Source organism: Pseudonocardia lutea, from assembly GCF_042658055.1.
Lineage (GTDB): Bacteria > Actinomycetota > Actinomycetes > Mycobacteriales > Pseudonocardiaceae > Pseudonocardia > Pseudonocardia lutea.
The window spans coordinates 147064-171519 of the sequence record NZ_JBHSQK010000018.1 but is presented as its reverse complement, the minus strand read 5'-3'; the positions used below and the strand labels follow the sequence as shown (position 1 = coordinate 171519).

Annotated in this window: 22 protein-coding genes and 1 pseudogene; 15 read left to right on the top strand and 8 right to left on the bottom strand. The window is 73.8% G+C overall.

Annotated features, from left to right (window positions below; all coding sequences use genetic code 11):
• The first annotated feature begins 82 nt into the window (after positions 1–82).
• The 3 genes and pseudogenes from ACFQH9_RS09840 (at position 83) to msrA (ending at position 1967) form a co-directional block, all read left to right on the top strand.
• Entirely contained in the window at positions 83–1006 is a 924-nt protein-coding gene (locus ACFQH9_RS09840) for an NADP-dependent oxidoreductase (protein WP_379565617.1), read from the top strand.
• A gap of 88 nt (positions 1007–1094) precedes the next feature.
• Positions 1095–1205, top strand: a pseudogene (locus ACFQH9_RS09835) (methyltransferase domain-containing protein); the annotation flags it as partial.
• A gap of 246 nt (positions 1206–1451) precedes the next feature.
• Positions 1452–1967, top strand: a complete 516-nt coding sequence (msrA, locus tag ACFQH9_RS09830) for a peptide-methionine (S)-S-oxide reductase MsrA (protein WP_379565647.1) — start codon at positions 1452–1454, stop codon at positions 1965–1967.
• 71 nt (positions 1968–2038) lie between these two features.
• Here msrA and ACFQH9_RS09825 read toward each other — a convergent pair whose 3' ends face one another.
• Together ACFQH9_RS09825 and ACFQH9_RS09820 are read right to left on the bottom strand one after the other, a co-directional pair.
• The gene (locus tag ACFQH9_RS09825; RefSeq protein WP_379565616.1) at positions 2039–3889 is read right to left on the bottom strand and encodes a putative nucleotidyltransferase substrate binding domain-containing protein; all 1851 of its coding nucleotides are present in this window, start codon (positions 3887–3889) and stop codon (positions 2039–2041) included.
• A gap of 60 nt (positions 3890–3949) precedes the next feature.
• Entirely contained in the window at positions 3950–4945 is a 996-nt protein-coding gene (locus tag ACFQH9_RS09820) for a beta-ketoacyl-ACP synthase III (protein WP_379565614.1), read from the bottom strand.
• Positions 4946–5198: 253 nt separating this feature from the next.
• Here ACFQH9_RS09820 and ACFQH9_RS09815 point away from each other — a divergent pair, with 253 nt between their 5' ends.
• From ACFQH9_RS09815 to ACFQH9_RS09800, 4 genes are all read left to right on the top strand, one after another.
• Positions 5199–5705, top strand: coding sequence for an SRPBCC family protein (locus ACFQH9_RS09815; protein WP_379565613.1), 507 nt, complete (start codon positions 5199–5201; stop codon positions 5703–5705).
• Complete coding sequence (locus tag ACFQH9_RS09810) at positions 5705–6748, top strand: LLM class flavin-dependent oxidoreductase (protein WP_379565612.1); 1044 nt, start codon at positions 5705–5707, stop codon at positions 6746–6748. Before ACFQH9_RS09815 ends, ACFQH9_RS09810 begins: the two co-directional genes overlap by 1 nt.
• Before the next feature lie 84 nt (positions 6749–6832).
• Positions 6833–7435: a DUF1326 domain-containing protein gene (locus tag ACFQH9_RS09805; protein WP_379565611.1), complete on the top strand. Its 603-nt coding sequence runs from the start codon at positions 6833–6835 to the stop codon at positions 7433–7435.
• Between the two features lies 1 nt (position 7436).
• The gene (locus tag ACFQH9_RS09800; protein ID WP_379565610.1) at positions 7437–8258 is read left to right on the top strand and encodes a DUF2182 domain-containing protein; all 822 of its coding nucleotides are present in this window, start codon (positions 7437–7439) and stop codon (positions 8256–8258) included.
• Here the strand turns inward: ACFQH9_RS09800 and ACFQH9_RS09795 are convergent.
• The gene (locus ACFQH9_RS09795) at positions 8255–9934 is read right to left on the bottom strand and encodes a sigma-54-dependent Fis family transcriptional regulator (RefSeq protein WP_379565609.1); all 1680 of its coding nucleotides are present in this window, start codon (positions 9932–9934) and stop codon (positions 8255–8257) included. The genes ACFQH9_RS09800 and ACFQH9_RS09795 overlap by 4 nt on opposite strands.
• Positions 9935–10082: 148 nt before the next feature.
• Positions 10083–10232: a hypothetical protein gene (locus tag ACFQH9_RS09790; RefSeq protein ID WP_379565608.1), complete on the bottom strand. Its 150-nt coding sequence runs from the start codon at positions 10230–10232 to the stop codon at positions 10083–10085.
• A 245-nt stretch (positions 10233–10477) separates the two neighbouring features.
• Here ACFQH9_RS09790 and ACFQH9_RS09785 point away from each other — a divergent pair, with 245 nt between their 5' ends.
• Entirely contained in the window at positions 10478–11995 is a 1518-nt protein-coding gene (locus ACFQH9_RS09785) for a catalase (RefSeq protein ID WP_379565607.1), read from the top strand.
• Positions 11996–12036: 41 nt separating this feature from the next.
• Here ACFQH9_RS09785 and ACFQH9_RS09780 read toward each other — a convergent pair whose 3' ends face one another.
• The gene (locus ACFQH9_RS09780) at positions 12037–13116 is read right to left on the bottom strand and encodes a class I SAM-dependent methyltransferase (protein WP_379565605.1); all 1080 of its coding nucleotides are present in this window, start codon (positions 13114–13116) and stop codon (positions 12037–12039) included.
• Between the two features lie 64 nt (positions 13117–13180).
• On the opposite strand from ACFQH9_RS09780, the gene ACFQH9_RS09775 reads away from it, so the two are divergent.
• On the top strand, positions 13181–14248 hold the full coding sequence (locus ACFQH9_RS09775; RefSeq protein WP_379565603.1) for a 2,3-butanediol dehydrogenase: 1068 nt from the start codon (positions 13181–13183) through the stop codon (positions 14246–14248).
• Positions 14245–15009, top strand: a complete 765-nt coding sequence (locus ACFQH9_RS09770; RefSeq protein ID WP_379565601.1) for an acetoin reductase — start codon at positions 14245–14247, stop codon at positions 15007–15009. The genes ACFQH9_RS09775 and ACFQH9_RS09770 overlap by 4 nt, the downstream gene beginning before the upstream one ends.
• 607 nt (positions 15010–15616) lie before the next feature.
• Here the strand turns inward: ACFQH9_RS09770 and ACFQH9_RS09765 are convergent.
• On the bottom strand, positions 15617–16165 hold the full coding sequence (locus tag ACFQH9_RS09765; protein WP_379565600.1) for a dihydrofolate reductase family protein: 549 nt from the start codon (positions 16163–16165) through the stop codon (positions 15617–15619).
• A 91-nt stretch (positions 16166–16256) separates the two neighbouring features.
• Between ACFQH9_RS09765 and gabP the strand changes: the two genes are divergently transcribed.
• Positions 16257–17681 carry a GABA permease gene (gabP, locus tag ACFQH9_RS09760; protein ID WP_379565599.1) on the top strand — a complete coding sequence of 475 codons (1425 nt, stop codon included), beginning with the start codon at positions 16257–16259 and terminating at the stop codon, positions 17679–17681.
• Here gabP and ACFQH9_RS09755 read toward each other — a convergent pair.
• A complete protein-coding gene (locus ACFQH9_RS09755) occupies positions 17618–19423 on the bottom strand; it encodes an acyl-CoA dehydrogenase (protein WP_379565598.1) in 1806 nt (601 codons plus the stop codon). The two genes, gabP and ACFQH9_RS09755, sit on opposite strands and share 64 nt — an antisense overlap.
• A gap of 78 nt (positions 19424–19501) precedes the next feature.
• Between ACFQH9_RS09755 and ACFQH9_RS09750 the strand changes: the two genes are divergently transcribed.
• From ACFQH9_RS09750 to ACFQH9_RS09735, 4 genes are read left to right on the top strand one after another with little or no spacing between them, the layout of a single operon-like run.
• Positions 19502–20146, top strand: a complete 645-nt coding sequence (locus ACFQH9_RS09750; protein WP_379565597.1) for a TetR/AcrR family transcriptional regulator — start codon at positions 19502–19504, stop codon at positions 20144–20146.
• Positions 20147–20150: 4 nt separating this feature from the next.
• Positions 20151–20939: a carbon-nitrogen hydrolase family protein gene (locus ACFQH9_RS09745; protein WP_379565596.1), complete on the top strand. Its 789-nt coding sequence runs from the start codon at positions 20151–20153 to the stop codon at positions 20937–20939.
• A gap of 40 nt (positions 20940–20979) precedes the next feature.
• Positions 20980–21822, top strand: coding sequence for an MBL fold metallo-hydrolase (locus ACFQH9_RS09740; protein WP_379565595.1), 843 nt, complete (start codon positions 20980–20982; stop codon positions 21820–21822).
• Between the two features lie 39 nt (positions 21823–21861).
• Positions 21862–22872 carry an adenosine deaminase gene (locus ACFQH9_RS09735; protein ID WP_379565594.1) on the top strand — a complete coding sequence of 337 codons (1011 nt, stop codon included), beginning with the start codon at positions 21862–21864 and terminating at the stop codon, positions 22870–22872.
• A 51-nt stretch (positions 22873–22923) separates the two neighbouring features.
• Here ACFQH9_RS09735 and ACFQH9_RS09730 read toward each other — a convergent pair whose 3' ends face one another.
• Positions 22924–24210, bottom strand: a complete 1287-nt coding sequence (locus tag ACFQH9_RS09730) for an acyl-CoA dehydrogenase family protein (RefSeq protein ID WP_379565593.1) — start codon at positions 24208–24210, stop codon at positions 22924–22926.
• Positions 24211–24456: the final 246 nt, after the last annotated feature.

Sequence of the window (24456 nt, the reverse complement as noted above, 5' to 3'; positions counted from 1 at the left end):
CCAGGGTGTCCTCGGGGGGGCGCAACCCGTGGCGGTGCGGCCGGCGGGTGCGATCATCAGGGCCGGCGGAGGGAGTGACGGGATGCGGGCGTACGGCTTCACGGCGGTGGGCGGGCCGGAGAACGAGAGGTTCCTCGAGGTGCCGGTCCCGGAGCCCGGCCCCGGCGAGCTGCGGGTGCGGGTGCGCGCGGCCGGGGTGAACCCGGGCGACTGGCGGCTCCGGGAGGGCTCGTACGGCACGGAGGGACCCGCGGTGCTCGGCCGCGAGGTGGCCGGCACCGTCGTCGCCCTCGGACCGGGCGTCGACGGCTTCGCGGTGGGCGAGGAGGTCTTCGGCGGCTGCCCCGGCATGGTCGGGGGCTGGGCCGAGGAAGCCCTGGTCACGGCGTCCTTCGCTGCGCACCGGCCGGAGGTTGTGAGCCCGGAGGCGGCCGCGGCGCTGCCGGTGGCCGCCGGCACCGCGTACGACGCGCTCGAGAACCTGCGGCTCCCGCCCGGGTCGACCCTGCTGGTCAACGGCGCGGGCGGCGGCGTCGGGGTGCCCGTGGTGCAGCTCGCCCGGGCCCGCGGGCTGCGGGTGGTCGGCACCGCGAGCCCCGCCAAGCACGACCTCGTGGCTCGGTTCGGCGCCGTCCCGGTGGCCTACGGGGAGGGCGTGCTCGACCGGGTCCGGGCGGCCGCGCCCGCGGGCGTCGACGCGGTGTTCGACCTGGTCGGCGGGCAGGCCCTGCGCACCGTCGCGACCCTGCTCGACGACCGCTCGCGGCTGCTGTCGGTGGCGGACAAGCCCCTGGTCAAGGAGCTCGGCGGGCGGGACGTCGTGCGGGACCGCAGCACCGCCGTCCTCACCGCCCTGGTCCGGCTGGTCGCGGAGGGCGCGCTCGACCCGCACGTGACCCGGGTGCTGCCGTTCGACGAGGCCGGCACCGCGCTCGCCGAGGTGGAGGCGGGGCACGCGGAGGGCAAGGTCGTGCTGGTGATGACAACCGGGGCCGCGCCCGCCTAGCGTCCGGTCCGGGAGGCGCCGATGGAACGGGTCCCGGCCGAGCGGCTGGGTCCCCGGGCTCGCCGACCGGCTGCGCGCGGGGGCCCGCGTGCTCGACGTCGCGTGCGGCACCGGGCAGGTCGCCCGGCTGGTCGCCGACGCGTTCCCCACCAGCACGGTCACGGGCGTCGACGTCGTCCCCGAGGCCGTCGCGGCGGCGCGGGGCTGGGCGCGATGTGGGGGCACGAACGGGCCGAGGCGCTGCTCGCCGAGGCCGGTTTCACCGTGCAGGCCCGGCTGCCCAGCCCGCGCCCGCAGAACGCGATCTACGTCGCACGTCCGGCGGGGTCCTAGGCTGCGGGGAACCGATCCCGCCGCGCGCTCACCGGCGCGCCGGCGCGCGGGACTATCCGGGGACGCGAACCGGTTGACCAGCACGGGACTGCAGGACGAGAAGGGAGCAGTGATGAGCCGCTACGAGAAGGCGATCCTGGCAGGGGGCTGCTTCTGGGGCATGCAGGACCTCATCCGCAAGCGGCCGGGCGTGGTGAGCACCCGCGTCGGCTACACGGGTGGGGACGTCCCGAACGCCACCTACCGCAACCACGGCACGCACGCCGAGGGCATCGAGATCGTGTTCGACCCCGAGAAGACCAGCTACCGCGAGCTGCTGGAGTTCTTCTTCCAGATCCACGACCCGACCACGAAGAACCGGCAGGGCAACGACATCGGCCTGTCGTACCGCTCGGCGATCTACTACCTCGACGACGAGCAGAAGCGCGTCGCCGAGGACACCGTCGCCGACGTGGACGCCTCCGGGCTCTGGCCGGGCAAGGTGGTGACCGAGGTCGAGCCGGCCGGCGACTTCTGGGAGGCCGAGCCCGAGCACCAGGACTACCTGGAGCGCATCCCGTGGGGCTACACCTGCCACTTCCCGCGACCGGACTGGGTGCTGCCCAAGCGGGCGGACGCGAAGGCCTGATCCCGGGCCGGAGCCGGACCGCGGCACGGCGCCCCGCTCACCCGCGGTGAGCAGGGGCGCCGTGCGTGCGTTCAGGCGTGGTCGGCCCGGCCCCACTCCTGCGGCGATGTGTACTGCAGCAGCGAGTACAGCCGCTTCTGCACCGTGGCGATCTCCCGCACGGACTGGGCGACCAGGCTGCGGTCCAGCGGGGTGAGCCGGCGCATCCACACGACGTCGGACACCGGCTCGCCCCGGTCGAACTGGGCGAGCTGCTGGTGCAGCCGCACCCGCTGCAGCACCTCGAACACCTCGATCAGGGTCTCGGCCTGGTCACGGGACAGCAGCACCGAGCCCGCGGCCGCGGCGAGCCGGGCCCGGGTCGACAGCTCGGGGGAGCGCACGCTCAGCGCCGCCCAGCGGGCCATCTCGACGACCGGGCGCAGGGCGTGGGCCTTGAGGTCGAACGTGCCGCCGCGCCCCGCGAGCACGTCGCGCACCGAGCGCAGGTGGGCCCGGTGCGACAGCGACTCCCGGACGAGCAGCTTCATGGTCGCGGGGTGGTCGCGGACCCCGGCGAACACCTCGGTGACCACGGGCCGGGCCGGGTCGCCCTGGACGGGGCGGCCGTCGAGCAGCAACGAGGCCATGAGCATCCCCTGGTTGGCCAGGGGCTCGGTCAGCCACTGCTGCGCGGCGGCGCGCCACTGCGTGCGGGTGCGGGCGAAGAGGGGCGACGCCGGCGTGGCGCCGTGCGCGTCGACCCGCAGCCCCGCCCGCCGCAGCACGTCCGCCACCTCGGCGAACGCGCCCCGGTAGGTCTCGGCCCGGGGGCCGTCGACGGACTCGGCGAACACCACCGCGGAGTCGATGTCCGAGCCCAGGGTGGCCTCGCGGCGGGCGTTGCTGCCCAGCAGCATCCAGGTGACCTCGTGCTCGTCGAGCGCCGGGCGGTCGGCGAGGACGAGCGTCAGGACCCGCCGCAGGACGGCGTCGACGACCGTCGAGTAGACCGCCGTCGTCTCCGAGGCCGCCCGCCGCTGCCGGACCAGGTCCCCGAGCAGCAGCGGGAGTCGGCGGGCCAGGCCCACGACGTCGTCGAGCCGCTCGGCGCGGACCACCTGCTCGCGCAGCACCATCCCGGCGGCCGACGGCGAGGCGAGGAAGTCCTGCGGGTCGACCGCCCCGCGCAACCGGCCCTCGGCGTCGACGACCAGCAGCAGGTCCAGCCGGTGCTCGGTGAGCTCCTGCAGGACGTCGGCGGTCGGGGTGCCGGTCCGCACGGTCCGCGCCGCCGGCGTCATCACCTCGACGACGGGGGTGGCGCCGGGACGGCCCTCGGCCAGGACCCGCGCGCGCAGGACCGCGTCGGTGACCAGCCCGAACCGCCCGTCGCCGGCGGGGACGGCGAGGTAGCCGGAGCGCCGCTCCGTCATCAGCCGTGCCGCCTCGGCCACCGTGGTCGCCGGCGTGCCGAGCACCGGCTCGGACACGACCAGCTCGTCGACGGTCCGGAAGCGGGGCACGGCGTCGGCCCGGTTGCGCGCGGCGAAGAGGTCGTGGGCGAGCAGCCGCACGCCGGCGGGGGAGGAGAACGCCGCGGCCACGGCCTTGCGGGGGATCCGCACCAGCCGGACCGGGCCGAGCGCCACCACCCGCGGCCCGACGGCGGCACCGGTCAGCACCGAGGTCTGCCCGAAGACCCCGCCCCGCCCGACCGTCTCGTCGGCGGGCCGGTCGCAGGCGTCGTCGACGGTCCACATCTCGACCTGGCCGGACAGCACGACGTGCACCGCCTCGCCGGCCTGCGCGAAGGCGTCGAGGATCTGCGCACCCGGCGGATGGTCGACGATCTCGGCGGCCTCCGCGACCCGGCGCAGCTCGTGCTCGGGGAGCGAGCCGAACGGCGGGGTCCGCCCCAGGAAGCCCGCGAGATCCTCCACGGGCGCCATCGTGTCAGGCGGCCGTCCGGGCACCGCCGGGGCAGGTCGGCCGGGCGCGGGTCAGCGCAGGTCGGGCCAGGTCAGGGTGGCGGCGCCCCAGGTCGCGCCGCCGCCGAAGGCCGTGAGCACGACCTTCTCGCCGGGGCGCAGGCTCCCGTGGTCGTGCGCGTCGGACAGCGCGACGGGGATGGACGCGGCGGCGGTGTTGCCCACCCGGTCGAGGTTGGCCACCACCCGGTCCGCGGGCAGGCCCAGCCGGTGGGCCACGGCGTCGAGGATCCGGCGGTTGGCCTGGTGCCCGACGAACCGGTCGACCTCGCCGACGGTCCAGCCGGTGCGGGCGAGGACCTCCTCGGTGGAGCGGGTCATGCGGTCGACGGCCTGCCGGTACACGGCCTGGCCCTGCATGGTGAACCAGCGTTCGGGGGAGCCGGGGTCCCGCGAGCCGCCGCCGGGGGTGATGATCAGGTCCTCCTGGCCGCCGTCGCTGCCGAGGACGATGTGGTGGAGGGTGGGGTCGGTCACGGTGCCGCCGCCCGCCCGCAGCACCACGGCGCCCGCAGCGTCGCCGAACAGGAAGGCGGTGCGGCGGTCGCTGGGGTCGACGATGGTCGAGAACGTGTCGGCCGCGACCAGCAGCACGGAGTCGGCGGCGCCGCCGGTGATCATCGCGGCGGCGGTGGACAGGCCGTAGAGGAACCCGGAGCACACGGCGTTGACGTCGAAGGCCGGGACCGTGCCCAGGCCCAGCCGGTGCGCGACGAGCGGCGCGGTGGCCGGGCAGGTGCGGTCCGGCGTGGTGGTCGCGAGCACGACCAGGTCGACCGCACCGCTCCCGCCGGTGTGCAGGTCGGCCTTGAGCGCGCGGGCGCCGGCCTCGGCGGCCAGGTCGGAGGTCGCGGTGCCCGGGTCGACGTGGTGCCGGGTGGCGATGCCGCTGCGCGACCGGATCCACTCGTCGGAGGTGTCGAGGGTCGCGGCGAGATCGTCGTTGGTGACGACGCGGCCGGGCAACGCGTGCCCGAGCCCGGTGAGGCGCGGAGCGCGGTCCTGCATTTCGGGGCACCCGGTTCGGAGTCGGCGACGGCGGACCGGGTCGAGTCTGGTGCCTCGCCCCGCGTGCCACAACCGGGCTGTACCTGCGGATCTTCGAAGCAGCGCTCTACTGGTCGGTAGGCCGAGCGGGCGGGGGAGACCCGCGCCGCGGACGCTGCACCGACCGGCGGGGCGCCACATGGGTTTTCGTGCGAAACCCACTGTGCGAGACTCGACGCGCCGCCTTCCCCCGAGGACGAGGAGAGTCCCACCGATGGAGTGGACCGGAGCCCGCTACGCCGACGGGCCGACCGTGGAGGTCGAGACGTGGGTCGACGCGCCGCCGGAGCGGGTGTGGCCCGCGGTCGTCGACGTCGAGGCGATGCCCGGGCAGAGCCCCGAGGTGCAGCGGGTGGAGTGGCTGGAGGATGGCGCGCCGCGGGTGGGCGCGCGGTTCCGGGGCCACAACGCGCACGAGGCGCTGGGGGAGTGGTCCACGGTGTCGCACGTCGTCGAGTGCGAGGAGCCGCGGGTGTTCGCCTGGGCGGTCGAGGACGCCGACCACCCCACGGCGACCTGGCGCTTCACCCTGGAGCCCGCCGACGGCGGCACCCGGCTGCGGCAGTGGGTGCGGATGGGCCCGGCGCGCTCCGGGCTCAGCGTGGCCATCGACCGGATGCCGGACAGGGAACAGAAGATCGTCTTCGTCCGGCTGCGGGAGTTCGAGCGGAACATGAGCGGCACGGTGGAGGCGATCAAGAAGCGCGTCGAGGGCGTGTGATGCGCACCGCGACCACGGTCGAGGGATCGGCGGGCGACGTCCGGCAGACCGTCGAGCTCGTCGTCGAGGCGGAGAAGCTCGGCATGGACGCGGTGTTCGTCGCCGAGGCCTGGGGCTCCGACGCGCCGTCCGTGCTCGGCTTCCTGGCCGCCCGCACCGAGCGGATCATGCTCGGCTCCGGGATCGTGCAGGTCGGCACGCGTACGCCGGTGGCGATCGCGCAGGCGGCGCTCACCATCGCCGACCTGTCCGACGGCCGGTTCGTGCTGGGCCTCGGCCCCTCCGGCCCGCAGGTGATCGAGGGCCTGCACGGCGTGCCGTTCGCCCGGCCGCTCACCCGGACCCGCGAGGCCGTCGCCGTGATCCGGCAGGCGTTCGCCGGGGAGAAGGTCGCCTACACCGGCGAGACCGTGCGGATCCCGCTGCCCGGCGGCGAGGGCCGGCCGATGCGGCTGTCCACCGCCCCGAACCCGGACATCCCGATCTACCTCGCCACGATGTCCCCGCGCATGCTGCGGCTCACCGGCGAGACGGCCGACGGCTGGCTGGGCACGAGCTTCGTGCCCGAGGGCTCCGCGGCCTACTTCGGCCCGCTCGACGAGGGGCTCGCCGCAGCCGGCCGCACCCGCGCCGACCTGGACGTCTGCCAGGGCGCGGAGGTCGCGTTCGCCGCCGACGAGGAGGAGCTGCGCACCATGGTCGCCGACCGCCGCCAGGGGCTGGCGTTCAGCCTGGGCGGGATGGGCTCGGCCACCACGAACTTCTACAACGCCGCCTACAGCCGCCAGGGCTGGGCGGAGGTCGCCGCCGAGGTCCGCGCACGGTGGCAGGCCGGGGACCGGGCGGGAGCGGCCGGGCTCGTCACGGACGAGATGGTGCTGGGCACCACGCTGATCGGCACCGAGGAGATGGTCCGGGCACGCCTGCGGGTCTGGCGCGACGCGGGCGTGGACACCGTGCGGCTCTACCCCGCCGGCGAGACCCTCGACGAGCGGCTGACCACCCTCGGCCGCGCCCTCGACCTCGTGCGGGACATCGGCTAGGGGGGCGACCGGTCCGTCCTCCGGACGGTTGACCGGCCCCTTCGAACGGGTGAACAATCGTCGCCCTCGTGGAGGGAGCGGACGATGTCGTGGAGCCTCAGCGGACGGTACGTCGAGACGTGCTCGTGCGAGCTGATGTGCCCGTGCAACCTGACGTTCGACCACGGCGCCACCTACGACTTCTGCCGGGCGACCCTGGCCTTCGACATCCGCGACGGCGAGATCGAGGGGACCGATGTCCGGGGCCGCCGGGTGGTCGCGATCATCGACACGCCGAAGGTGATGACGGACGGCAACTGGCGCCTCGGGATGTTCGTCGACGACCAGGCCACGGACGAGCAGTTCGACAAGCTGACGCAGGTGTTCGGCGGCCGGCTCGGGGGCCCGATGGCCGCGCTGGCTCCGCTCGTCGGCGAGGTGGTCGGGATCGAGCGCGCCGCGATCGAGCTCGACCACGACGGGCTGCGGCACGGCGTGAGGGTGGCCGACGCGATCGACTTCGAGGTGGAGGACATCGTGCCGTTCGGGGTGGAGGACGGCAGGCCGGTGCGCTTCGACGGCATGTTCCACCCGGTGGGATCGAACCTGACCATGGCCGAGGCCCGTCGCTCGCGGATCGACGCCTTCGGCATCCGGTACGAGGGCAAGACCGGGCTGTCCACGTCCGAGTTCTCCTGGGCCGCCTGACGTGGGGGCCGCCCCGGCGCAGGATCCTCCCGCCGGAGGTGGCGGCCTCGCGCCGGCCTATGCCGCCGTACGCGCCCGGCTCGGCCTGGTCGCCGTCCTGCTCGCCGTCGCGGCGATCGGCTGGTGGTGGACGGCCCGCCAGATGCGGGGCATGGACCAGGGGCCGTGGACCGGCCTGGGGGAGCTCGGGTGGTTCCTGGGGACCTGGGTCGTGATGATGGCCGCGATGATGTTCCCGTCGGTCTCCCCGACCGTCGCCCTCTACTCCCGCCTGACCCGGCGGCGTTCCCCGGTGTCGCCGCTGTTGTTCACGGCGGGCTACCTCCTCACCTGGGCCGCGGCGGGACTGGGAGCCTTCGCGGTCGCCAGGCTCCTGAACCAGGTCCCGGGCGACCCGTTGACCTGGGACCGGGCCGGCCGGTGGATCGCGGGAGCCACGCTCGTCGTCGCCGCCGTGTACGAGCTCACCCCGCTCAAGGACGTCTGCCTGGGCAAGTGCACGAGCCCCCTGGGCCTCCTGCTGACCTCCTGGCGCGACGGTCGCTGGGGCGCGCTGCGGATGGGCGCGCGCAACGGCGCCTGGTGCGTCGGATGCTGCTGGGCGCTCATGGCCTCGTTGTTCGCGCTGGGGGTGATGAGCCTGGTCTGGATGGCGGTCGTCGCCGGGATCATCGCCGTCGAGAAGACCCTGCCGTGGCGGCGGGTGACCACCTACGCGACCGCGGCGCTGCTGCTCGCGCTCGGCGTGCTGCTCCTCGCCGCCCCCGACGTCCTGCCGGCCCTTACCGTGCCCGGGCAAGCGCCGATGGACGCCATGTCCTAGAGCCCGTACTCGCGGATCTTGCGGTAGAGCGAGGACCGGGCGATCTGCAGCTGCGCGGCGGCGGCGACCTTGTTCCCGGCGCACTCCCGCAGGGCCTCCCGGATCGCGTCGGCCTCGGCGGCCTCCATCGGGGTCAGCCGGGTCCGCGGCGTCGCGGCACGCAGCCGGGCGGGCAGGTCGTCGGCGTCGACGACGGCGCGGTCCTGCCGGGCGAGCCAGCGCGCCACGCCGGCGAGCTGGCGGAGGTTGCCCGGCCAGGGGTACCGGCGCAGCAGCTCGGTGGCCGCCGGGGTCAGCCGCGGCCGAGGTTCGCGGCGGTTCACGGTCAGCTCGTCGAGCAGGCCGTCGAGCAGGGCCGGGATCTCGTCCGACCGGCTGCGCAGCGGCGGCACCACCACGGCGTCGAGGCCGAACCGGTCGAGCAGCGCCTGCTGGGCGGGGGTGGCGCCGGCCGGGTCGCCGGACCACGTGCCGGCCAGGCGCACCGGGCTGCCGTCGCGGTCGTCGAGCAGGGCGCCGAGAGCGGCGCAGGCGCTTCCGTCGAGCGTCTCGAGATGGGTCAGCGCCACCGCGGAGCCGCCGTCGAGCGCCTGCCGGAGGGCGTCGAGCCAGGCGGGTAGGCCCGTCCCGGGCAGGCGCGCGGCGTCGTGGACCGCCAGGCCGAGCCCGGCGAGCAGGGTGGTCTTGCCCGTGCCCGGCTCCCCGTGCACGAGCAGCGGCTCCGCGCCGAGCCGGCGGCGCACGGTGTCGGCGAGCCCGTCGCCGGACGCACCGGCGGCCGCGAAGGCGGTGCGGGCGGGCGTGCCGGGCCGCTCCCCGGCCTCGGGAACCGTCACGATCAGCCCGACCGTGCGGCCGGCCGAGGTCACGGTGCGGCACCGCACCTCGGGGCCGTCCGGACCCGCGGGCACGGTCACCTCGGTGGCCCCGGCCAGCTCGTCCTGCGCCCGGGCCCACCACGCGCGGTGGTCGAGCTCGAGGCGCGCGCCGGCCCGGTTGGCGATGAGGATGTCGCCGTCGAGCACCACGACCGCCGCCGCGCTGCGGCGTCGGGCGCTGAGGTAGTGCCGGAACAGCTCGCGTTCGCGGGCGCTGCTCGTGCCGTAGAGCTCGGCCTCGATCTCCCGGACCAGCTTGAGCAGCGTGGGCCGGACCAGCGGGTTCGCGTCCTCGGCGCGGCAGGTCATGTTCAGCGCGCCGAGCACCCGCCGGGTCATCGGGTGCCGCACGGGCGCGGCCGCGCAGCTGAAGCCGTGCAGCGCCCCCGAGTAGTGGTCCGCCCCGGTCACGACGACCGGCCGGGCGGTCTCCAGTGCGGTGCCGATCCCGTTGGTGCCGACGTGCTCCTCGGCCCACTCGGTGCCGACCACGACCGAGCGGCGGTCCAGCCGCCGCCGCAGCTCGTCCGTGTCCGTCCAGCGCCACAGGACGGTGCCGGTCGGGCCGGTGAGCATCAGGCTGGTGTCCGCGCCGACCAGGGCGTCCGCCGCGGCCTCCAGGACGGGGGTCGCGGTGCGGCTGAAGCGGTTCTCCTCCGGCCGGGCCTGCGGCAGCTCCAGCTGGTCCGGGTCGACCCCGGACAGCCGCGACCGCCGCCAGGACTCCACGATCTCCGGCCGGCGCGGGATGCGCTCCACCTCGCCGGCCAGCAGCCGTTCCCGGTCCCTGTCGATCACCTGTGCTCCACCCGCCGCAGCGCCGCTCCGCAGCCTCGCGGCGACCCCGACGCCGCCGCCGCCGTCGCCGCCCGACGCTACACGGCGCGACCAGGCCGATCACCTCGGCGAAGGGCGGGGATCGCGCGCGCCGCCCCCGGGGGCCGCGTCAGGACAGCGCGCGCAGCTCGCCGCGGGCGGGTTCGGCCAGTGACCGCACCACGTCCCACAGCTGGTCCTCGTCCATCGCCATCACCGTGGGGGGCGCGGCCGGGACCACCGCGTCGTCGTTCTGGGGAAGCCGGTCGTCGTCGACCATCTCGCGTACCTCCGTGCTCGGACCAGAGGGTCACTACCCCCGGGAGGAACCCGGTATGCGGGCCGGCGATACCCGGATCCGGACGAGACGTCGTGCGACGCGCGACGTGTCGCCGGCGGCGGCCGCGGGTAACCCACCGGGTGGTTCGCAGGACTGCAGGACCACCGCACGCCCACCACGCACCGACACACCACACCACTCACGACACCGCGGCCGTCCGGCCGCGACGAGGAGGCGCATCCCCGGTGACGACAGCGCGCCCGCACCCCACCACGACCGACGCCGGCATCCCGGTCGAGAGCGACGAGCACTCGCTGACCGTCGGCCCCGGCGGCCCGATCCTGCTGCAGGACAGCTACCTCATCGAGCAGATGGCGCAGTTCAACCGGGAGCGCATCCCGGAGCGCCAGCCGCACGCGAAGGGCAGCGGCGCCTTCGGGTACTTCGAGGTGACCAACGACGTGAGCGCCTACACCAGGGCGGCGCTCTTCCAGCCGGGTGCGCGCACCGAGCTCGCGGTCCGCTTCTCCACCGTCGCGGGGGAGCGGGGCAGCCCCGACACGTGGCGCGACCCCCGCGGCTTCGCGATCAAGTTCTACACGTCCGAGGGCAACTACGACATGGTCGGCAACAACACGCCGGTCTTCTTCGTCAAGGACCCGATGAAGTTCCAGCACTTCATCCGGTCGCAGAAGCGGCGCGCCGACAACAACCTGCGCGACCACGACATGCAGTGGGACTTCTGGACGCTCTCCCCGGAGTCGGCGCACCAGGTCACCTGGCTGATGGGCGACCGCGGCATCCCGCGCACCTGGCGGCACATGAACGGCTACACCAGCCACACCTACATGTGGATCAACGCCGCCGGCGAGGAGTTCTGGGTCAAGTACCACTTCAAGACCGACCAGGGCATCGAGTGCTTCACCCAGGACGAGGCCGACCAGATGGCGGCGGTCGACACGGACTACCACACGCGTGACCTGTTCGAGCACATCCGGGACGGCGACCACCCCTCCTGGACGCTCTTCGTGCAGATCATGCCGTACGAGGACGCCAAGACCTACCGCTTCAACCCCTTCGACCTGACCAAGGTGTGGCCGCACGGCGACTACCCCCTGACCGAGGTCGGCCGGATGACGCTCGACCGCAACGCCACGGACAACCACACGGAGATCGAGCAGCTGGCCTTCCAGCCGAACAACCTGGTGCCCGGCATCGGCCCGTCGCCGGACCGGATGCTGCTCGCGCGGCTGTTCTCCTACGCCGACGCCCACCGCCATCGGCTGGGCGGCAACTACCAGCAGATCCCCGTCAACTCGCCCGTCGTGGAGACGCACTCGTACTCCAAGGACGGCGCGATGCGGGTGAAGAAGGTCTCCGACCCGGTGTACGCGCCGAACTCCTACGGCGGCCCGGCCGCGGACACGACGCAGCACGTGCCGACCTGGCAGGCGGACGGCGACATCATGCGCACCGCCTACGTCGACCACGCCGAGGACGACGACTGGGGCCAGCCCGGCACGCTCGTCCGCGAGGTGATGGACGACGCGGCCCGCGCCCGGCTGGTCGACAACGTGGTCGGGCACCTGCTCAACGGCGTGTCCGAGCCGGTCCTCGAGCGCGCGTTCGAGTACTGGCACAACATCGACAAGGAGATCGGCGACCGGATCGAGGCCGGGGTGCGGGAGAAGGCCGCCGAGAAGGACCCGAAGGCCGCCGACCAGGGCAACCCGGCGCGGGAGACCATGCAGGCCAAGGCCTGACGACCGCCCCGGGGGACCGGGGGACCACGGAGCGGCCGGGCTCAGCCCGCCCGCTCCGTCGCGTAGATCAGGTTGAGCGCCTGCCCGGGCGCCGGGGTCACCGTGACCTCCCCGAACCCGGCCTCGCCGAGCATGCGCACCGCCAGCTCCCTGCCCCACGCCGCGCCCAGCCCCGCGCCGCCGTCGGCGAGGGAGACCGTCATGCAGTGCAGGGTGCTGATCGTGTAGATCCACGGCGCGAACGGGTTGCCCACGTTGTCGGCCAGGTCGCTCGCCGCGGCCATGTCCACCATGACGAAGCGGCCGCCGGGCACCAGCGCGTCGTGGATCCCCCGCAGCATCGCGGCGGGGTCGACCTGGTCGTGCACCGCGTCGATGGCGAACGCGACGTCGACGGGCTCGGCCGGGCGGAAGGCGGCGGCGTCCGCGCGCTCGAACCGCACGTTCGTCAGCCCCTCGGCCGCCGCCTCGGCGCGGGCCCGCTCCAGCGCGTCCTCGGCGATGTCGTAGCCGGTGAACGTCGAGGCCGGGAAGGCCTTCGCCAGGATCACCAACGCGTGCCCGGTCCCGCACCCGACGTCGGCCACCCGCGCTCCCGCCGCCAGCCGCTCGGTCAGCCCGGGCACCAGCGGGAGCCAGACGTCGACGAGCAGCTCGTCGAGCGGGCGGCGGTTGAGCTGGTCCATCACGCCGGTGAAGTCCGGCGCGAACGCCTCGTAGGGCAGGCCCCCGCCGTGGCGGAAGGCCTCCGCGATCCCCTCGAGGTTGCGGCCGAGCAAGGGCACCATCGCGGCCATCGGCGCCATGTTCTTCGAGCCCGGCCCGGTCAGCGCGGCGGCGTGCGCGGCGGGCAGGGTGTACCGCCCGTCGTCGTAGGTCACGATCCCGCCGGTGACCATCGCGCCGAGCCATTCGCGCACGTAGCGCTCCTGCAACCCGGCCCGCTCCGCCAGCTCGGCCGAGGTCGCCGGGCCCTGCGCCGCGGCCTCGAACAGCCCCGTGCGGTGCCCGAGGTCGATCATGATCGTCAGCCCGCCGGCGGTGTAGACGCCGAAGAGGTGGCGGGCGAACTCGCGCACCGCGCGCTTGTCGGGGACGTCGGTGTCCGCGCTCCTGGTCATGCGGTGATCCTGCAACCTCGCTGCAACCGTTGCCCAGGCCCCGCCCGGACGTGACCGTGGACACATGAGAGCAGCGCGGTTCCACGGTCCCGGCGACATCCGCATCGACGAGGTCCCCGACCCGGTGGTGGGGCCGGGCCAGGTCGAGGTCTCGGTCGACTGGTGCGGCATCTGCGGCACCGACCTGCACGAGTTCCTCGAGGGGCCGATCTTCATCCCGGGCAAGGGCGAGCCCCATCCGCTCACCGGCGTGGAGATGCCGGTGGTGCTCGGCCACGAGTTCGCCGGCGTGGTGTCGGCGGTGGGCTCCGGGGTGACCGGGGTAAGCGAGGGGGATCGGGTCGCCGTCGAGCCGTACTGGGTGTGCGGGGAGTGCGTGGCCTGCCGGGCGGGCCGCTACAACATCTGCCGCAGCCTGGGCTTCGTCGGGCTGTCCGGCGACCAGGGCGGGTTCGCCGAGCGCTGCGTGGTGGACCGGCGCTGGGTGCACCCGCTCGGCGACCTGCCCACCGACCTCGGCGCGCTCGTCGAGCCGCTCGCCGTCGGCTACCACGCCGTGCGCCTGTCCGGGCTGCGTGAGGGCGGCACCGCCGTGGTCTACGGCGCCGGCCCGATCGGGCTCGTGACCACGGCGGCGCTCAAGGCCGCGGGCGCCGGGCAGGTGGTCGTCGTGGAGCCCGCGGCGGCACGCAAGGCCAAGGCCGGGCCCGCCGGCGCCGACGTGATCGTCGACCCGGTCGTCGACGACGCTCCCGCGGCGATCCTCGACCTCACCCGCGGCGGCGCGGACGTCGCCTTCGAGTGCGCCGGGATCGACGCCGTGCTGGCCTCGGCGATCGGCTCGGTCCGCCCGGGCGGCACCGTCGTCAACGTGGCGATCTGGGGCCACGTGCCGCAGGTCGCCGTGAACGACCTGGTCATGAGCGAGATCAGCCTGATCGGCTCGCTCGCCTACTGCGGCGACCACCCCGACACGATCGCCCTGCTGCGCGACGGGAGGGTCGACGCCGCCCAGTTCGTCACCGGCCGGATCGGCCTGGAGGACATCGTGTCCGGCGGTTTCCGGGAACTGATCGACAACAAGGAGGAGAACGTGAAGATCCTCGTCTCGCCGAAGGAGGTGCTGGCATGAGCGTCGCACTGGTGACCGGGGCCGGGCGGGGGATCGGCCGGGCGATCGCGCTGCGGCTGGCCAGGGACGGACACGCCGTGGCCGTCAACGACGTGAACAAGGCGAACGCCGAGGCCGTGGCCGGGGAGATCGTCGACGCCGGCGGGTCCTCGGTCGCGCTGCCGTTCGACGTGACCTCCCGCGACGCGGTCCTCGAGGGCGTCGCCGCGACCGTCGAGCAGCTCGGCGGTCTCGACGTGATGGTCAACAACGCCGGGATCGCCCAGGTCAAGACCCTGCTGGAGGTGACGCCCGAGGACCTGGAGGCGATCTTCGGCGTCAACGTCTTCGGTGTGGTCTACGGGATCCAGGCCGCCGCCGAGCACATGAAGGAGCACGGCGGCGGGAAGATCGTCAACGCCGCGTCGATCGCCGGGCACTCGGGCTTCGACTTCCTCGGGCACTACTCCGCCACGAAGTTCGCGGTCCGCGCACTGACCCAGGCGTCGGCGAAGGAGCTGGCCCAGTACAAGATCACCGTCAACGCGTACTGTCCGGGCATCGTCGGCACCGACATGTGGGACCTCATCGACGAGAAGATGGGCCCCTACCTCGGCAACGAACGCGGCGAGACGCTCAGGCAGTACACCGAGCTGATCGCCCTCAAGCGGGTCCAGACGCCCGAGGACGTCGCCGGGTTCGTCTCCTACCTCGCCGGCCCGGACTCGGACTACATGACGGGGCAGTCGGTGATGATCGACGGCGGGATCGTGATGGTCTGATCCCGGGGTTCCTCAGAACGGCGGCTCCTCGTCGAGGTCGACGGGCGGCGGTGGTCGTTCGGGCTCGGGTCGGACTCGTTCGATCAGACCGCAGGCCTCCTCGTCCGGGCGGACGAAGGGTCTCGGGCCGTCGTCCGTGCCGTGGGAAACCTGCGGCGGAGGTTCGGACAACAGCGGCTCCGCGGTCGTCTCGTAGGTCTGCCCGAGCGGGCTCGTCCAGCGGAAGACGCCGGGCTCGGGCTGGTCGAGGGACCAGCCCGCCTGCTCGAGACCGTGGTCGTGGCGACGCCGATCTGCGCCATCACCTCGTACAGCCCCGCCTGCTCGTGCGCGACCTGCCGGTACCGCGCCTGCAGCAGCACCGGGGGGTCCTCGTTCGCGGTCGCCGCGAGATCGATCGACGCCAGGACGGCGGCGAGCTCCGGGCCGGGCGGCATCGCCGCCAGGTCCTCCGGAATCGCCACCACCTGCTGCACGGATCGAACGTAGATTCGACCCCCGACAGTTTCCGGCCGTCGCCGCTCGACTCGGCGGGTGCTGCGCAGGTTCTGCCGCCGCGGTGGTCGCGGCCGGCATCGTCCTGGTCGAGCGCTGACCGTGGGCAGGATCAGAGCCCGTCCCGGACCACCCGGTACCAGAGCGTGGTGGCGTGCGGGAGCCCGGTCAGCCGGGTCCGCTCCAACCGCACCGACCTCCCGCCCGGCGAGTGGAGCAGCGGCACACCGTCGCCGAGCAACTCAGGAACGATCGAGACCGCGATCTCGTCGACGGCCCCGAGCGCGAGGCACTGCCGCGCGAGATCGGCGCCCAGGATGTTCACGGCCCGGTCGCCGGCGGCGGCGAGCGCCAGGGCGAGCCCCTCCTCGACGGACCCGGCGAAGGTGACGCCGGCCGGGGGCTCGGGGTCGGGATGGTGCGTCACGACGATCGACGGCCCGGACCACGTCCCGCCGAAGGCGCCCTCCGCGTCCGTCCCCGCGTTGGGGTCGTCCCCGCGGTAGGTCCGGGCCCCGACCAGCAGCGCCCCGGTGTCCGCGGCCAGCTCCTCCGCGTCGGGGTCCGGCCCGAAGTGCGGCGCGAGCCAGGACATGTCCCCGCCGGGCCCGGCGAGGTAGCCGTCGAGGGACATGGCGGCGGAGTACACGACGCGGGGCACGGGAGGCACCCTGCCAGCTCCGGCCCCGAGCTGCGAGGAACGTTGCGTGGCGTGATGATTCCCCGACACCGAGGCGCCGGAGGGAGCCGACATGGCGGGGGACTCGCAGCTCAGCGCGGGACTGAAGGACCGGCACGTCACGATGATCAGCATCGCCGGCGTGATCGGGGCGGGCCTGTTCGTGGGGTCCGGCACCGCGATCGCGACGGCGGGTCCCGCCGTGCTCCTGGCCTACGCCTTCGCCGGGCTGCTGGTCGTGCTGGTGATGCGGATGCTCGGCGAGATGGCGGCCGCGACCCCGGACTCCGGCTCCTTCTCCACCTACGCCGACCGCGCGATCGGCCGCTGGGCCGGGTTCAGCGTCGGCTGGCTGTACTGGTGGTTCTGGGTGCTGGTCATCCCGGTCGAGGCGACGGCGGCCGCGACGATCCTCAACTCGTGGATCACGGCCGTCCCGCAGTGGACGTGGGCACTGGTGATCACGTCGCTGCTCACCGTCACGAACCTGTTCAACGTCGCGAACTACGGCGAGTTCGAGTTCTGGTTCGCGCTGCTCAAGGTCGTGGCGATCGTCGCGTTCATCGCGATCGGCGTGCTGGCCGTGCTGGGCGTCCTGCCCGGTGGCCAGGTCAGCGGCGTGAGCCGGCTGTGGGACACCGGGGGCTTCCTGCCCAACGGCGTGGGCGCCGTCGTGGCCGCCGTGCTCGTCACGATGTTCAGCTTCATGGGCACCGAGATCGTCACCATCGCGGCGGCGGAGTCCGAGAACCCCGCGGAGAAGATCGGCCGGGCCACGCGCTCGGTGATCTGGCGCATCTCGGTGTTCTACCTGGCCTCGATCCTGCTGGTCGTGGCCCTGGTGCCGTGGAACGACCCGAGGCTGCCGGACAACGGCTCCTACCAGACGGCCCTCGACGCCATCGGCATCCCGAACGCCAAGCTGGTCGTCGACGTCGTGGTGCTGGTCGCCGTCGCGAGCTGCCTGAACTCGGCGCTCTACACCGCCTCGCGGATGATCTACTCGCTCGGCCGCCGCGGGCAGGCGCCGCGGGCGGTCATGCGGACCACCTCGACCGGGGTTCCCCGGATCGCGGTGCTCGCGTCCACGGCCGTCGGCTTCCTCACGGTGATCGCGAACTACGTGTTCCCCGAGGAGGTCTTCTCCACGCTGCTCGCCACCTCGGGGGCGATCGCGCTGCTCGTCTACCTGGTCATCGCCGTGTCGCAGCTGCGCATGCGGCGCCGGCTGGAGCGCGAGGACGTCGCGCTGCCCGTGCGGATGTGGGCCTACCCGGTGCTGACCTGGGCGGTCATCATCGTGATCCCGGTGATCCTGGTGTACATGGCCCTGCGCGAGGGCTCCCGCTTCGACCTCGCGATGACGGCACTGATCGCCGCGGTCGTGGTCGTCGTCGGGATCGTGCTCACCCGCCGGGCAGGGCCCGGCCCTGCTCAGAGCCAGGAGGGGTCGGTGTCGAGCGAGGTCCGGTCGAGCGAGGCCAACAGGTCCAGCTGAGGGCCGACCTTCGGCAGCTCGAACCGGAAGAAGTAGCGGGCGGCGGCGCGCTTGCCGTGGCCGAGCTCGTCCTCGCGCCCGGCCGCGGCGAGCAGCTGCTCCAGCCAGATCCACGCGACCACGAGGTGCCCGGCCGCCTCGAGGTAGACCGACGCGTTGGCCAGCCGCTCCTCGGCGTCCGGGTGGGCGTGCAGCACGGCGGTGACCTCGACGAGCCGGTCCAGCGCCGCGCGCAGCCGTGCGCCGTACTCGGCGGCCTCCCCGCCGGCGTCGGACGCCCGCGAGATGGTGGCGGCGACGGCCTCCTGCAGCGCGGTGAAGCCGGCACCCCCGGCCATGACGACCTTGCGGCCCAGCAGGTCGGCGGCCTGGATCCCGTGCGTGCCCTCGTGGATCGGGTTGAGGCGGTTGTCCCGGTAGTGCTGCTCGACGTCGTACTCGCGGGTGTAGCCGTAGCCGCCGTGCACCTGGATGGCCAGCGAGTTGGCCTCCGGTCCCCACTGCGAGGGCCAGCTCTTGGCGATCGGCGTGAGCGTCTCGAGCAGCAGGTGCGCACGGGTGCGCTCGGCCTCGGTGGGGGCGGTGCGCTCCTCGTCGACGAGCATCCCGCAGTAGAGGACCAGCGCGAGGGCACCCTCGGCGTAGGCCTTCTGCGCCAACAGCATCCGGCGCACGTCGGCATGCCGGACGATCGGGACCATCGGCGTCGCGGGGTCCTTCGCCCCGGCCGGGCGGCCCTGCGGGCGGGTCCTCGCGTAGTCCAGCGACTTCAGGTAGCCGGTGTAGGCCAGCGCCGCCGCGCCCGCCCCGACCCCGATCCGGGCCTCGTTCATCATGTGGAACATCGCGGCCAGGCCACCACCGGCCGTCCCGACCAGGTACCCGACGGCGCCGGGTTCGCCGCCCGGGGTGTGCGCGCCCTCGCCGAGGTTGAGCAGGGTGTTGACGGTGCCGCGGTAGCCCATCTTGTGGTTGAGCCCGACCAGCGCGACGTCGTTGCGCTCGCCGTTCTCCAGGTACTTGGGCACCAGGAACAGCGAGATGCCTTTCACCCCGGCCGCCCCGCCGGGGATCTTGGCCAGCACCAGGTGGACGATGTTCTCGCCCAGCTCGTGCTCCCCGCCGGAGATCCACATCTTGGTGCCGCGCAGGCGGTAGGAGCCGTCGGCCCGCGGCTCGGCCTTGGTCGTGATGTCGGCGAGCGACGACCCGGCCTGCGGCTCGGACAGGCACATCGTCCCGTGGTAGCGGCCCTCCAGCATCGGCGGCACCCAGGTCGCGATCTGCTCCGGCGTGCCGTGCGCGAGCAGGAGGTTCGCGTTCGCGACGGTGAGCATGGCGTAGGCCCAGGTACCGATGTTCGCCGCGTGGAACCACGCCTGCACCGCCGTGCCGACGACGTGGGGCAGCTGCAGGCCGCCCACCTCGGCGTCCATCGACGCCGACAGCAGCCCGGCCTCCGCCGCGGCGCGCAGGGCGGGCGCGACCTCGTCGTGCAGCCGGACGCGCCCGACTCCGTCCGTACCGACGAACTGCGGCTCCTCGGCGTCGTTGCGCTTGTTGTGCGGCGCGAACTTCTCCGCGGCGAGATCGGCGGCGAGCTCCAGCACCGCGTCGACCGTCTCCCGGGAGTGCTCGGCGAAGCGCTCGCGCTTGGTCAGCTCGTCCACGTGCAGCCAGTCGTGCAGCAGGAACTGCAGGTCGCGGCGGGACAGGATGAGATCGCGGTCGCCTCGTGGCATCGTCGCTCCCGGAGGGGTTACTGATCGATCAGTAAGTAGGGTGGGCGCGACGGGCGGCGGCGTCAAGGGGAGCGGGCCATGGGTCGGGTCACGGCGGACACCACGACGGCCGGCGAGCGGATCCTCGCCGGGCTCGACCTGTGGGCGGAGTGGGCGACGGCGACCCAGCGGGCGATCGTCGGGGCCGCACTGGAGTCCTTCGCCGAGCGGGGCTTCCACGGCACGTCGCTGAAGCACATCGCGCAGGGCTCGGGGCTCAGCACGGCCGCGCTGTACGTGCACTTCGCCTCGAAGGAGGAACTGCTCTTCGCGCTCAGCCGGCGCGGGCACGCCATCGCGCTCGACCTCGTGCGCGCCGCCGCCGCCGACCCGGACCCCGCCACGGCGGTGCGGGTGCTGGTCTACGCCTTCACCCGCTGGCACGCCGAGCAGCGCACGACCGCGCGGGTCGTGCAGTACGAGCAGGGCGCGCTCACGGCCGCGCACGCCGAGGTGATCGCCGGGCTGCGGCGGGACACCGAGCGGGTCGTCCGGGGGCTCCTCACCCGGGGGGCCGAGGACGGCGCGTTCACCGTGCCCGACGTCCGGGGCGCGAGCGCGGCCGTGCTCTCCCTCGGCATCGACGTCGCCCGGTGGTTCGTCCCGGGCGGCCCGTGGACGCCCGACGCGCTGGGCCTGCTGTACGCCGAGTTGGCGGGCCGCATGCTCGGGATGCCAGCCTGAGCACATGCGGATCGCCCTGGCCCAGATCGTCTCGACCCCGTCTCCGGAGGACAACCTCGGGCTCGTCGCGGACGGGGCCCGTGCGGCCGCGGAGGCCGGCGCGCGGGTCGTGGTGTTCCCCGAGGCCACGATGTGCTGCTTCGGCGTGAAGCTCGGCCCGGTCGCCGAGCCGCTCGACGGCCCGTGGGCGGGCCGGGTGCGGACGATCGCCGCGGACGCCGGCATCACGGTCGTCGCCGGCATGTTCACCCCGGCCGAGGACGGGCGCGTGCACAACACGCTGCTGGCCACCGGCGGCGAGGTCGAGGCGTCCTACGAGAAGATCCACCTGTTCGACGCCTTCGGCTTCGCCGAGTCGGACACCGTCGCCCCGGGCACCGGCCCGCGCACGATCCAGGTCGACGGGCGCACGATCGGCCTCACCACCTGCTACGACCTGCGCTTCCCGGGGCTCTACCAGGAGCTGGGCGACCGCGGGGCGCAGCTGGTCCTGGCGCCGGCGTCCTGGGGGGCGGGGCCGGGGAAGCGGGAGCAGTGGGACCTGCTCGTGCGGGCCCGGGCCCTGGACTCGACGGCCTTCGTCGCGGCCTGCGACCAGGCCGATCCGGTGACCGCGGGCCGCGAGCGCGGGAAGGCGCCGACGGGCATCGGCGCGAGCCTGGTCGCCGACCCGTACGGCGCCGTGCTCGGGCAGCTGGGGGCGGAGCCCGGGCAGCTGGTGGTCGACGTGGACCTGGACGAGGTCGACGCGGCGCGCAAGGCCATTCCCGTGCTGGCGAACCGCCGGTTCTGACCGTTCCTCGAAGCGCCCGCCCGCGGGTAGCCTGCGGCGGATGTCGTGGACGGTCGACGGAGTGCGCATCAGCCGGGTGGTGGAGCACGTCATGCCCTTCCCGGTCGACTTCTTCGCCGAGGCGACGCCGGCCGCGGTCGCCGCGGAACCGGACCTCGCGCTGGACTTCGTCGACGCCCACGGCCGGTACCGGATGAGCCTGCACGCCTACCTGCTCGAGGCGGGCGGCCGGCGCATCGTCGTCGACACCTGCTGCGGGAACGGCAAGGACCGCCCGCTGATCCCCGAGTTCGACCACCGCGACGGCCCCTTCCTCGACGACCTCGCGGCGGAGGGCTTCGCGCCGGACTCCGTCGACACCGTCGTCTGCACCCACCTCCACCTCGACCACACCGGCTGGAACACCCGGCTCGTCGACGGCGAGTGGGTGCCCACCTTCCCCCGGGCCCGGTACCTGCTCGGTGCGGAGGACCTCGACGCGTGGGGGCGGTCCGACGACCCGCTGCACGCCCCGGCCTTCGCCGACTCCGTTCGTCCGGTGCTCGACGCCGGGCTGGTCGAGGCCGTCCCCGGTGACCGGCCGCTCGCGGACGGCGTCGAGCTCCGGGCGACGCCCGGGCACACGCCGGGCCACCTCAGCGTCTGGATCGGCGACCGGTGCGTGATCACCGGGGACGTCCTGCACCACCCGATCCAGTGCCGGCACCCGGACTGGACGGCGACCGGCGACGGCGACCCGGACCTCGCCCGGCGGACGCGGCGGGAGCTGCTGGAGACGGCGGCCGCGTCCGGCGCGCTGGTGCTCGGCACGCACTTCGCCGGCAGCAGCGCGGGCCAGGTGGTGCGGGAGGGGAGCGCGTACCGGTTCGTGCCCGAGGACTGACGCGCGGACCGACCCGGCGGCGGATGGCAGGCTGCGCGGATGAGCGCGCCCACCCCACCTGCTCCGACCCCGCCCGCGGCCGAGCTGCACCTCCACGTCGAGGGCACGATCGAGGCCGAGCTGCTCGTCCGGCTCGCCGAGCGGCACGACCTCCCGCTGCCCTCCCGCGATCCCGCCGTGCTGCGCGCCCGCTACGCGCACTTCACCGACCTGCAGTCCTTCCTCGACGTGTACTACGCGAACCTCGCGGTGCTGCGGACCGAGGAGGACTTCCACGAGCTCGCCACCGGCTACCTCGACCGCGCGCGGGCGGCGGGCGTCCGCCGGGCGGAGGTGTTCTTCGACCCGCAGACCCACGTGGATCACGGCGTCCCGCTCGAGGCGGTGATCCGGGGGCTGAGCAGCGCGTTCGAGGCGGCCGAGGAGACGCACGGGGTGTCCGCGGCGATGATCCTGTGCTTCCTGCGCGACCTCGGCCCGGAGGCGGCGGAGGAGATCCTGCGGGCCGCCCTGCCCTTCCGCGAGCACTTCATCGGCGTCGGGCTGGACTCGGCGGAGGTCGGGTACCCGCCGTCCCTGTTCACCCGCGTCTACGCGATGGCGGCCGCCGAGGGCCTGCACCGGGTGGCGCACGCGGGGGAGGAGGGTGGGCCGGACTACGTGCGCGAGGCCCTCGACCTGCTGCACGTCGAGCGCGTCGACCACGGCATCCGGGCCATGGAGGACCCGGAGCTGGTGGCGCGGCTGCGCGAGGAGCGGATCCCGCTGACGGTCTGCCCGCTGTCGAACGTGTCCCTGCGCGCCGTGGACACCCTCGCGGAGCATCCCCTGCCGCGGATGCTCGACGAGGGCCTGGTCGCCACGGTGAACAGCGACGACCCCGCCTACTTCGGCGGGTACGTCGACGCGAACTACCGGGCCGTCGAGCGCGACCTCGGGCTGGACCGGGCTGGGCTCGCGCGGCTGGCCCGCAACTCCGTCGACGCCACCTTCGCGCCGGAGGAGGACAAGCGGCGCTGGCGGGCCGAGGTCGACGCCTGGGCGGGCTGACGGGGAGGACGACCGGCCGGGATCCCCCGTCGGATCCCGGCCGGTGCCGCCTCAGTTGTTCGCCGTGGCGAGCTCGAGGTACTCGGCGAACTTCTTGCGGGCGGCCTCGGTGCGCGTCGGCACGTGCTCGCTCGGCACGTCGTGCGCCTCGTAGCCGCGCAGGATGCGCTTGGCGACGGTGGCCTTGTGCACCTCGTCCGGGCCGTCGTAGATGCGGGCGGCGCGCGCGGCCCGGTACATCTGCTCCAGCGGCAGGTCGCCGGAGAACCCGAGCGAGCCGTGGATCTGGATGGCGCGGTCGATCACGTCGTGGAGCACCTTCGCGCCCCAGAACTTGATGATCGCGATCTCGTTCCGGGCGTTCGACGCGCCGACCTGGTCCATCTTCCACGCCGCCTGCAGGGTCAGCAGCCGCGCCGCCTGCATCTCCGCCGCCGAGGTCGCGACCCAGTCCTGGATCATCTGCTTGTCGGCCAGCACCGAGCCGTGCGCGTACCGCGACACCGCGCGCTCGCAGAGCATGTCGAAGGCGCGCTTCGACTGGCCGAGCCAGCGCATCGCGTGGTGGATGCGGCCCGGGCCCAGGCGCTGCTGGGCCAGCTTGAAGCCGTCGCCGGGGTTGCCGACGAGGTTCTCCTTCGGCACCCGCACGTTGTCGTAGACGATCTCCGCGTGCCCGCCCTCGAGCTGCGGGTGCACGGTGGAGTGGTCCATGACCGGGATGTCGCGCAGGATGTTCACGCCCGGCGTGTCCACCGGCACGATGATCATCGACGAGCCCTGGTAGGGCGAGACGTCCGGGTCCGTGACCGCCATGACGATGAGGAAGTCGGCGTGCGAGGCGTTCGACGAGAACCACTTGTGGCCGTTGATCACGTACTCGTCGCCCTCGAGCACCGCCCGGGTGGTGAGCAGCGTCGGGTCGGCGCCGGCGCCCGGCTCGGTCATCGAGAAGCAGGAGCGCAGCTCACCGCGCAGCAGCGGGTGCATCCACTGCTCCTTCTGCTCCGGCGACCCACCGATGGCCAGCAGCTCGGCGTTGCCCGAGTCCGGCGCCTGGTTGCCGAAGATGCCCGGGGCGAACTTGCACTGGCCCAGGATCTCGTGCATCAGGCCCAGCTTGACCTGGCCGAACCCGCCGCCGCCGAGCTCCGGCGGCAGGTGCGCCGCCCACAGGCCCTGCTCCTTCACCTTCTCCTTCAGCGGAGCGGTGATCCTCGCGTACGTCTCGCGGTCGATGTCCAGGGTCTCGAGCGGGATGATCTCCTCCCGGACGAACTCCCGCATCCACTCCAGCTTCTTCTCGAACTCCGGCTCCGTGGAGAAGTCCCACGCCATCGTGTCCGCACCTCCGCGACTCGCTTCGCCGACGCCTGCGCCGGCCGTTGCCTGCACGCTAGTTGATGCAGTCGCCTTACGGCAGTCCCCCTCGCCGAACGGCACGGCACGCCCCTCGCCGGGCCGAGCGCGACCTCGGGGTGGGCGGTGCTCCCGGTGCGCGCGACCACCGCGTCCGTGGCGGGATGATCGACGCCGGGTGCCGGTATTGGTTAGCCTCACCTCCGTTCCCCGACCGTCGTCCGT

Bases quoted from the DNA above. Each gene is read 5' to 3' on its own strand.
- ACFQH9_RS09840 (WP_379565617.1), top strand. From the start codon at position 83: ATGCGGGCGTACGGCTTCACGGCGGTGGGCGGGCCGGAGAACGAGAGG.
- msrA (WP_379565647.1), top strand. From the start codon at position 1,452: ATGAGCCGCTACGAGAAGGCGATCCTGGCAGGGGGCTGCTTCTGGGGC.
- ACFQH9_RS09820 (WP_379565614.1), bottom strand. From the start codon at position 4,945: ATGCAGGACCGCGCTCCGCGCCTCACCGGGCTCGGGCACGCGTTGCCC.
- ACFQH9_RS09815 (WP_379565613.1), top strand. From the start codon at position 5,199: ATGGAGTGGACCGGAGCCCGCTACGCCGACGGGCCGACCGTGGAGGTC.
- ACFQH9_RS09810 (WP_379565612.1), top strand. From the start codon at position 5,705: ATGCGCACCGCGACCACGGTCGAGGGATCGGCGGGCGACGTCCGGCAG.
- ACFQH9_RS09805 (WP_379565611.1), top strand. From the start codon at position 6,833: ATGTCGTGGAGCCTCAGCGGACGGTACGTCGAGACGTGCTCGTGCGAG.
- ACFQH9_RS09790 (WP_379565608.1), bottom strand. From the start codon at position 10,232: ATGGTCGACGACGACCGGCTTCCCCAGAACGACGACGCGGTGGTCCCG.
- ACFQH9_RS09780 (WP_379565605.1), bottom strand. From the start codon at position 13,116: ATGACCAGGAGCGCGGACACCGACGTCCCCGACAAGCGCGCGGTGCGC.
- ACFQH9_RS09775 (WP_379565603.1), top strand. From the start codon at position 13,181: ATGAGAGCAGCGCGGTTCCACGGTCCCGGCGACATCCGCATCGACGAG.
- ACFQH9_RS09770 (WP_379565601.1), top strand. From the start codon at position 14,245: ATGAGCGTCGCACTGGTGACCGGGGCCGGGCGGGGGATCGGCCGGGCG.
- gabP (WP_379565599.1), top strand. From the start codon at position 16,257: ATGGCGGGGGACTCGCAGCTCAGCGCGGGACTGAAGGACCGGCACGTC.
- ACFQH9_RS09755 (WP_379565598.1), bottom strand. From the start codon at position 19,423: ATGCCACGAGGCGACCGCGATCTCATCCTGTCCCGCCGCGACCTGCAG.
- ACFQH9_RS09750 (WP_379565597.1), top strand. From the start codon at position 19,502: ATGGGTCGGGTCACGGCGGACACCACGACGGCCGGCGAGCGGATCCTC.
- ACFQH9_RS09745 (WP_379565596.1), top strand. From the start codon at position 20,151: ATGCGGATCGCCCTGGCCCAGATCGTCTCGACCCCGTCTCCGGAGGAC.
- ACFQH9_RS09740 (WP_379565595.1), top strand. From the start codon at position 20,980: ATGTCGTGGACGGTCGACGGAGTGCGCATCAGCCGGGTGGTGGAGCAC.
- ACFQH9_RS09735 (WP_379565594.1), top strand. From the start codon at position 21,862: ATGAGCGCGCCCACCCCACCTGCTCCGACCCCGCCCGCGGCCGAGCTG.
- ACFQH9_RS09730 (WP_379565593.1), bottom strand. From the start codon at position 24,210: ATGGCGTGGGACTTCTCCACGGAGCCGGAGTTCGAGAAGAAGCTGGAG.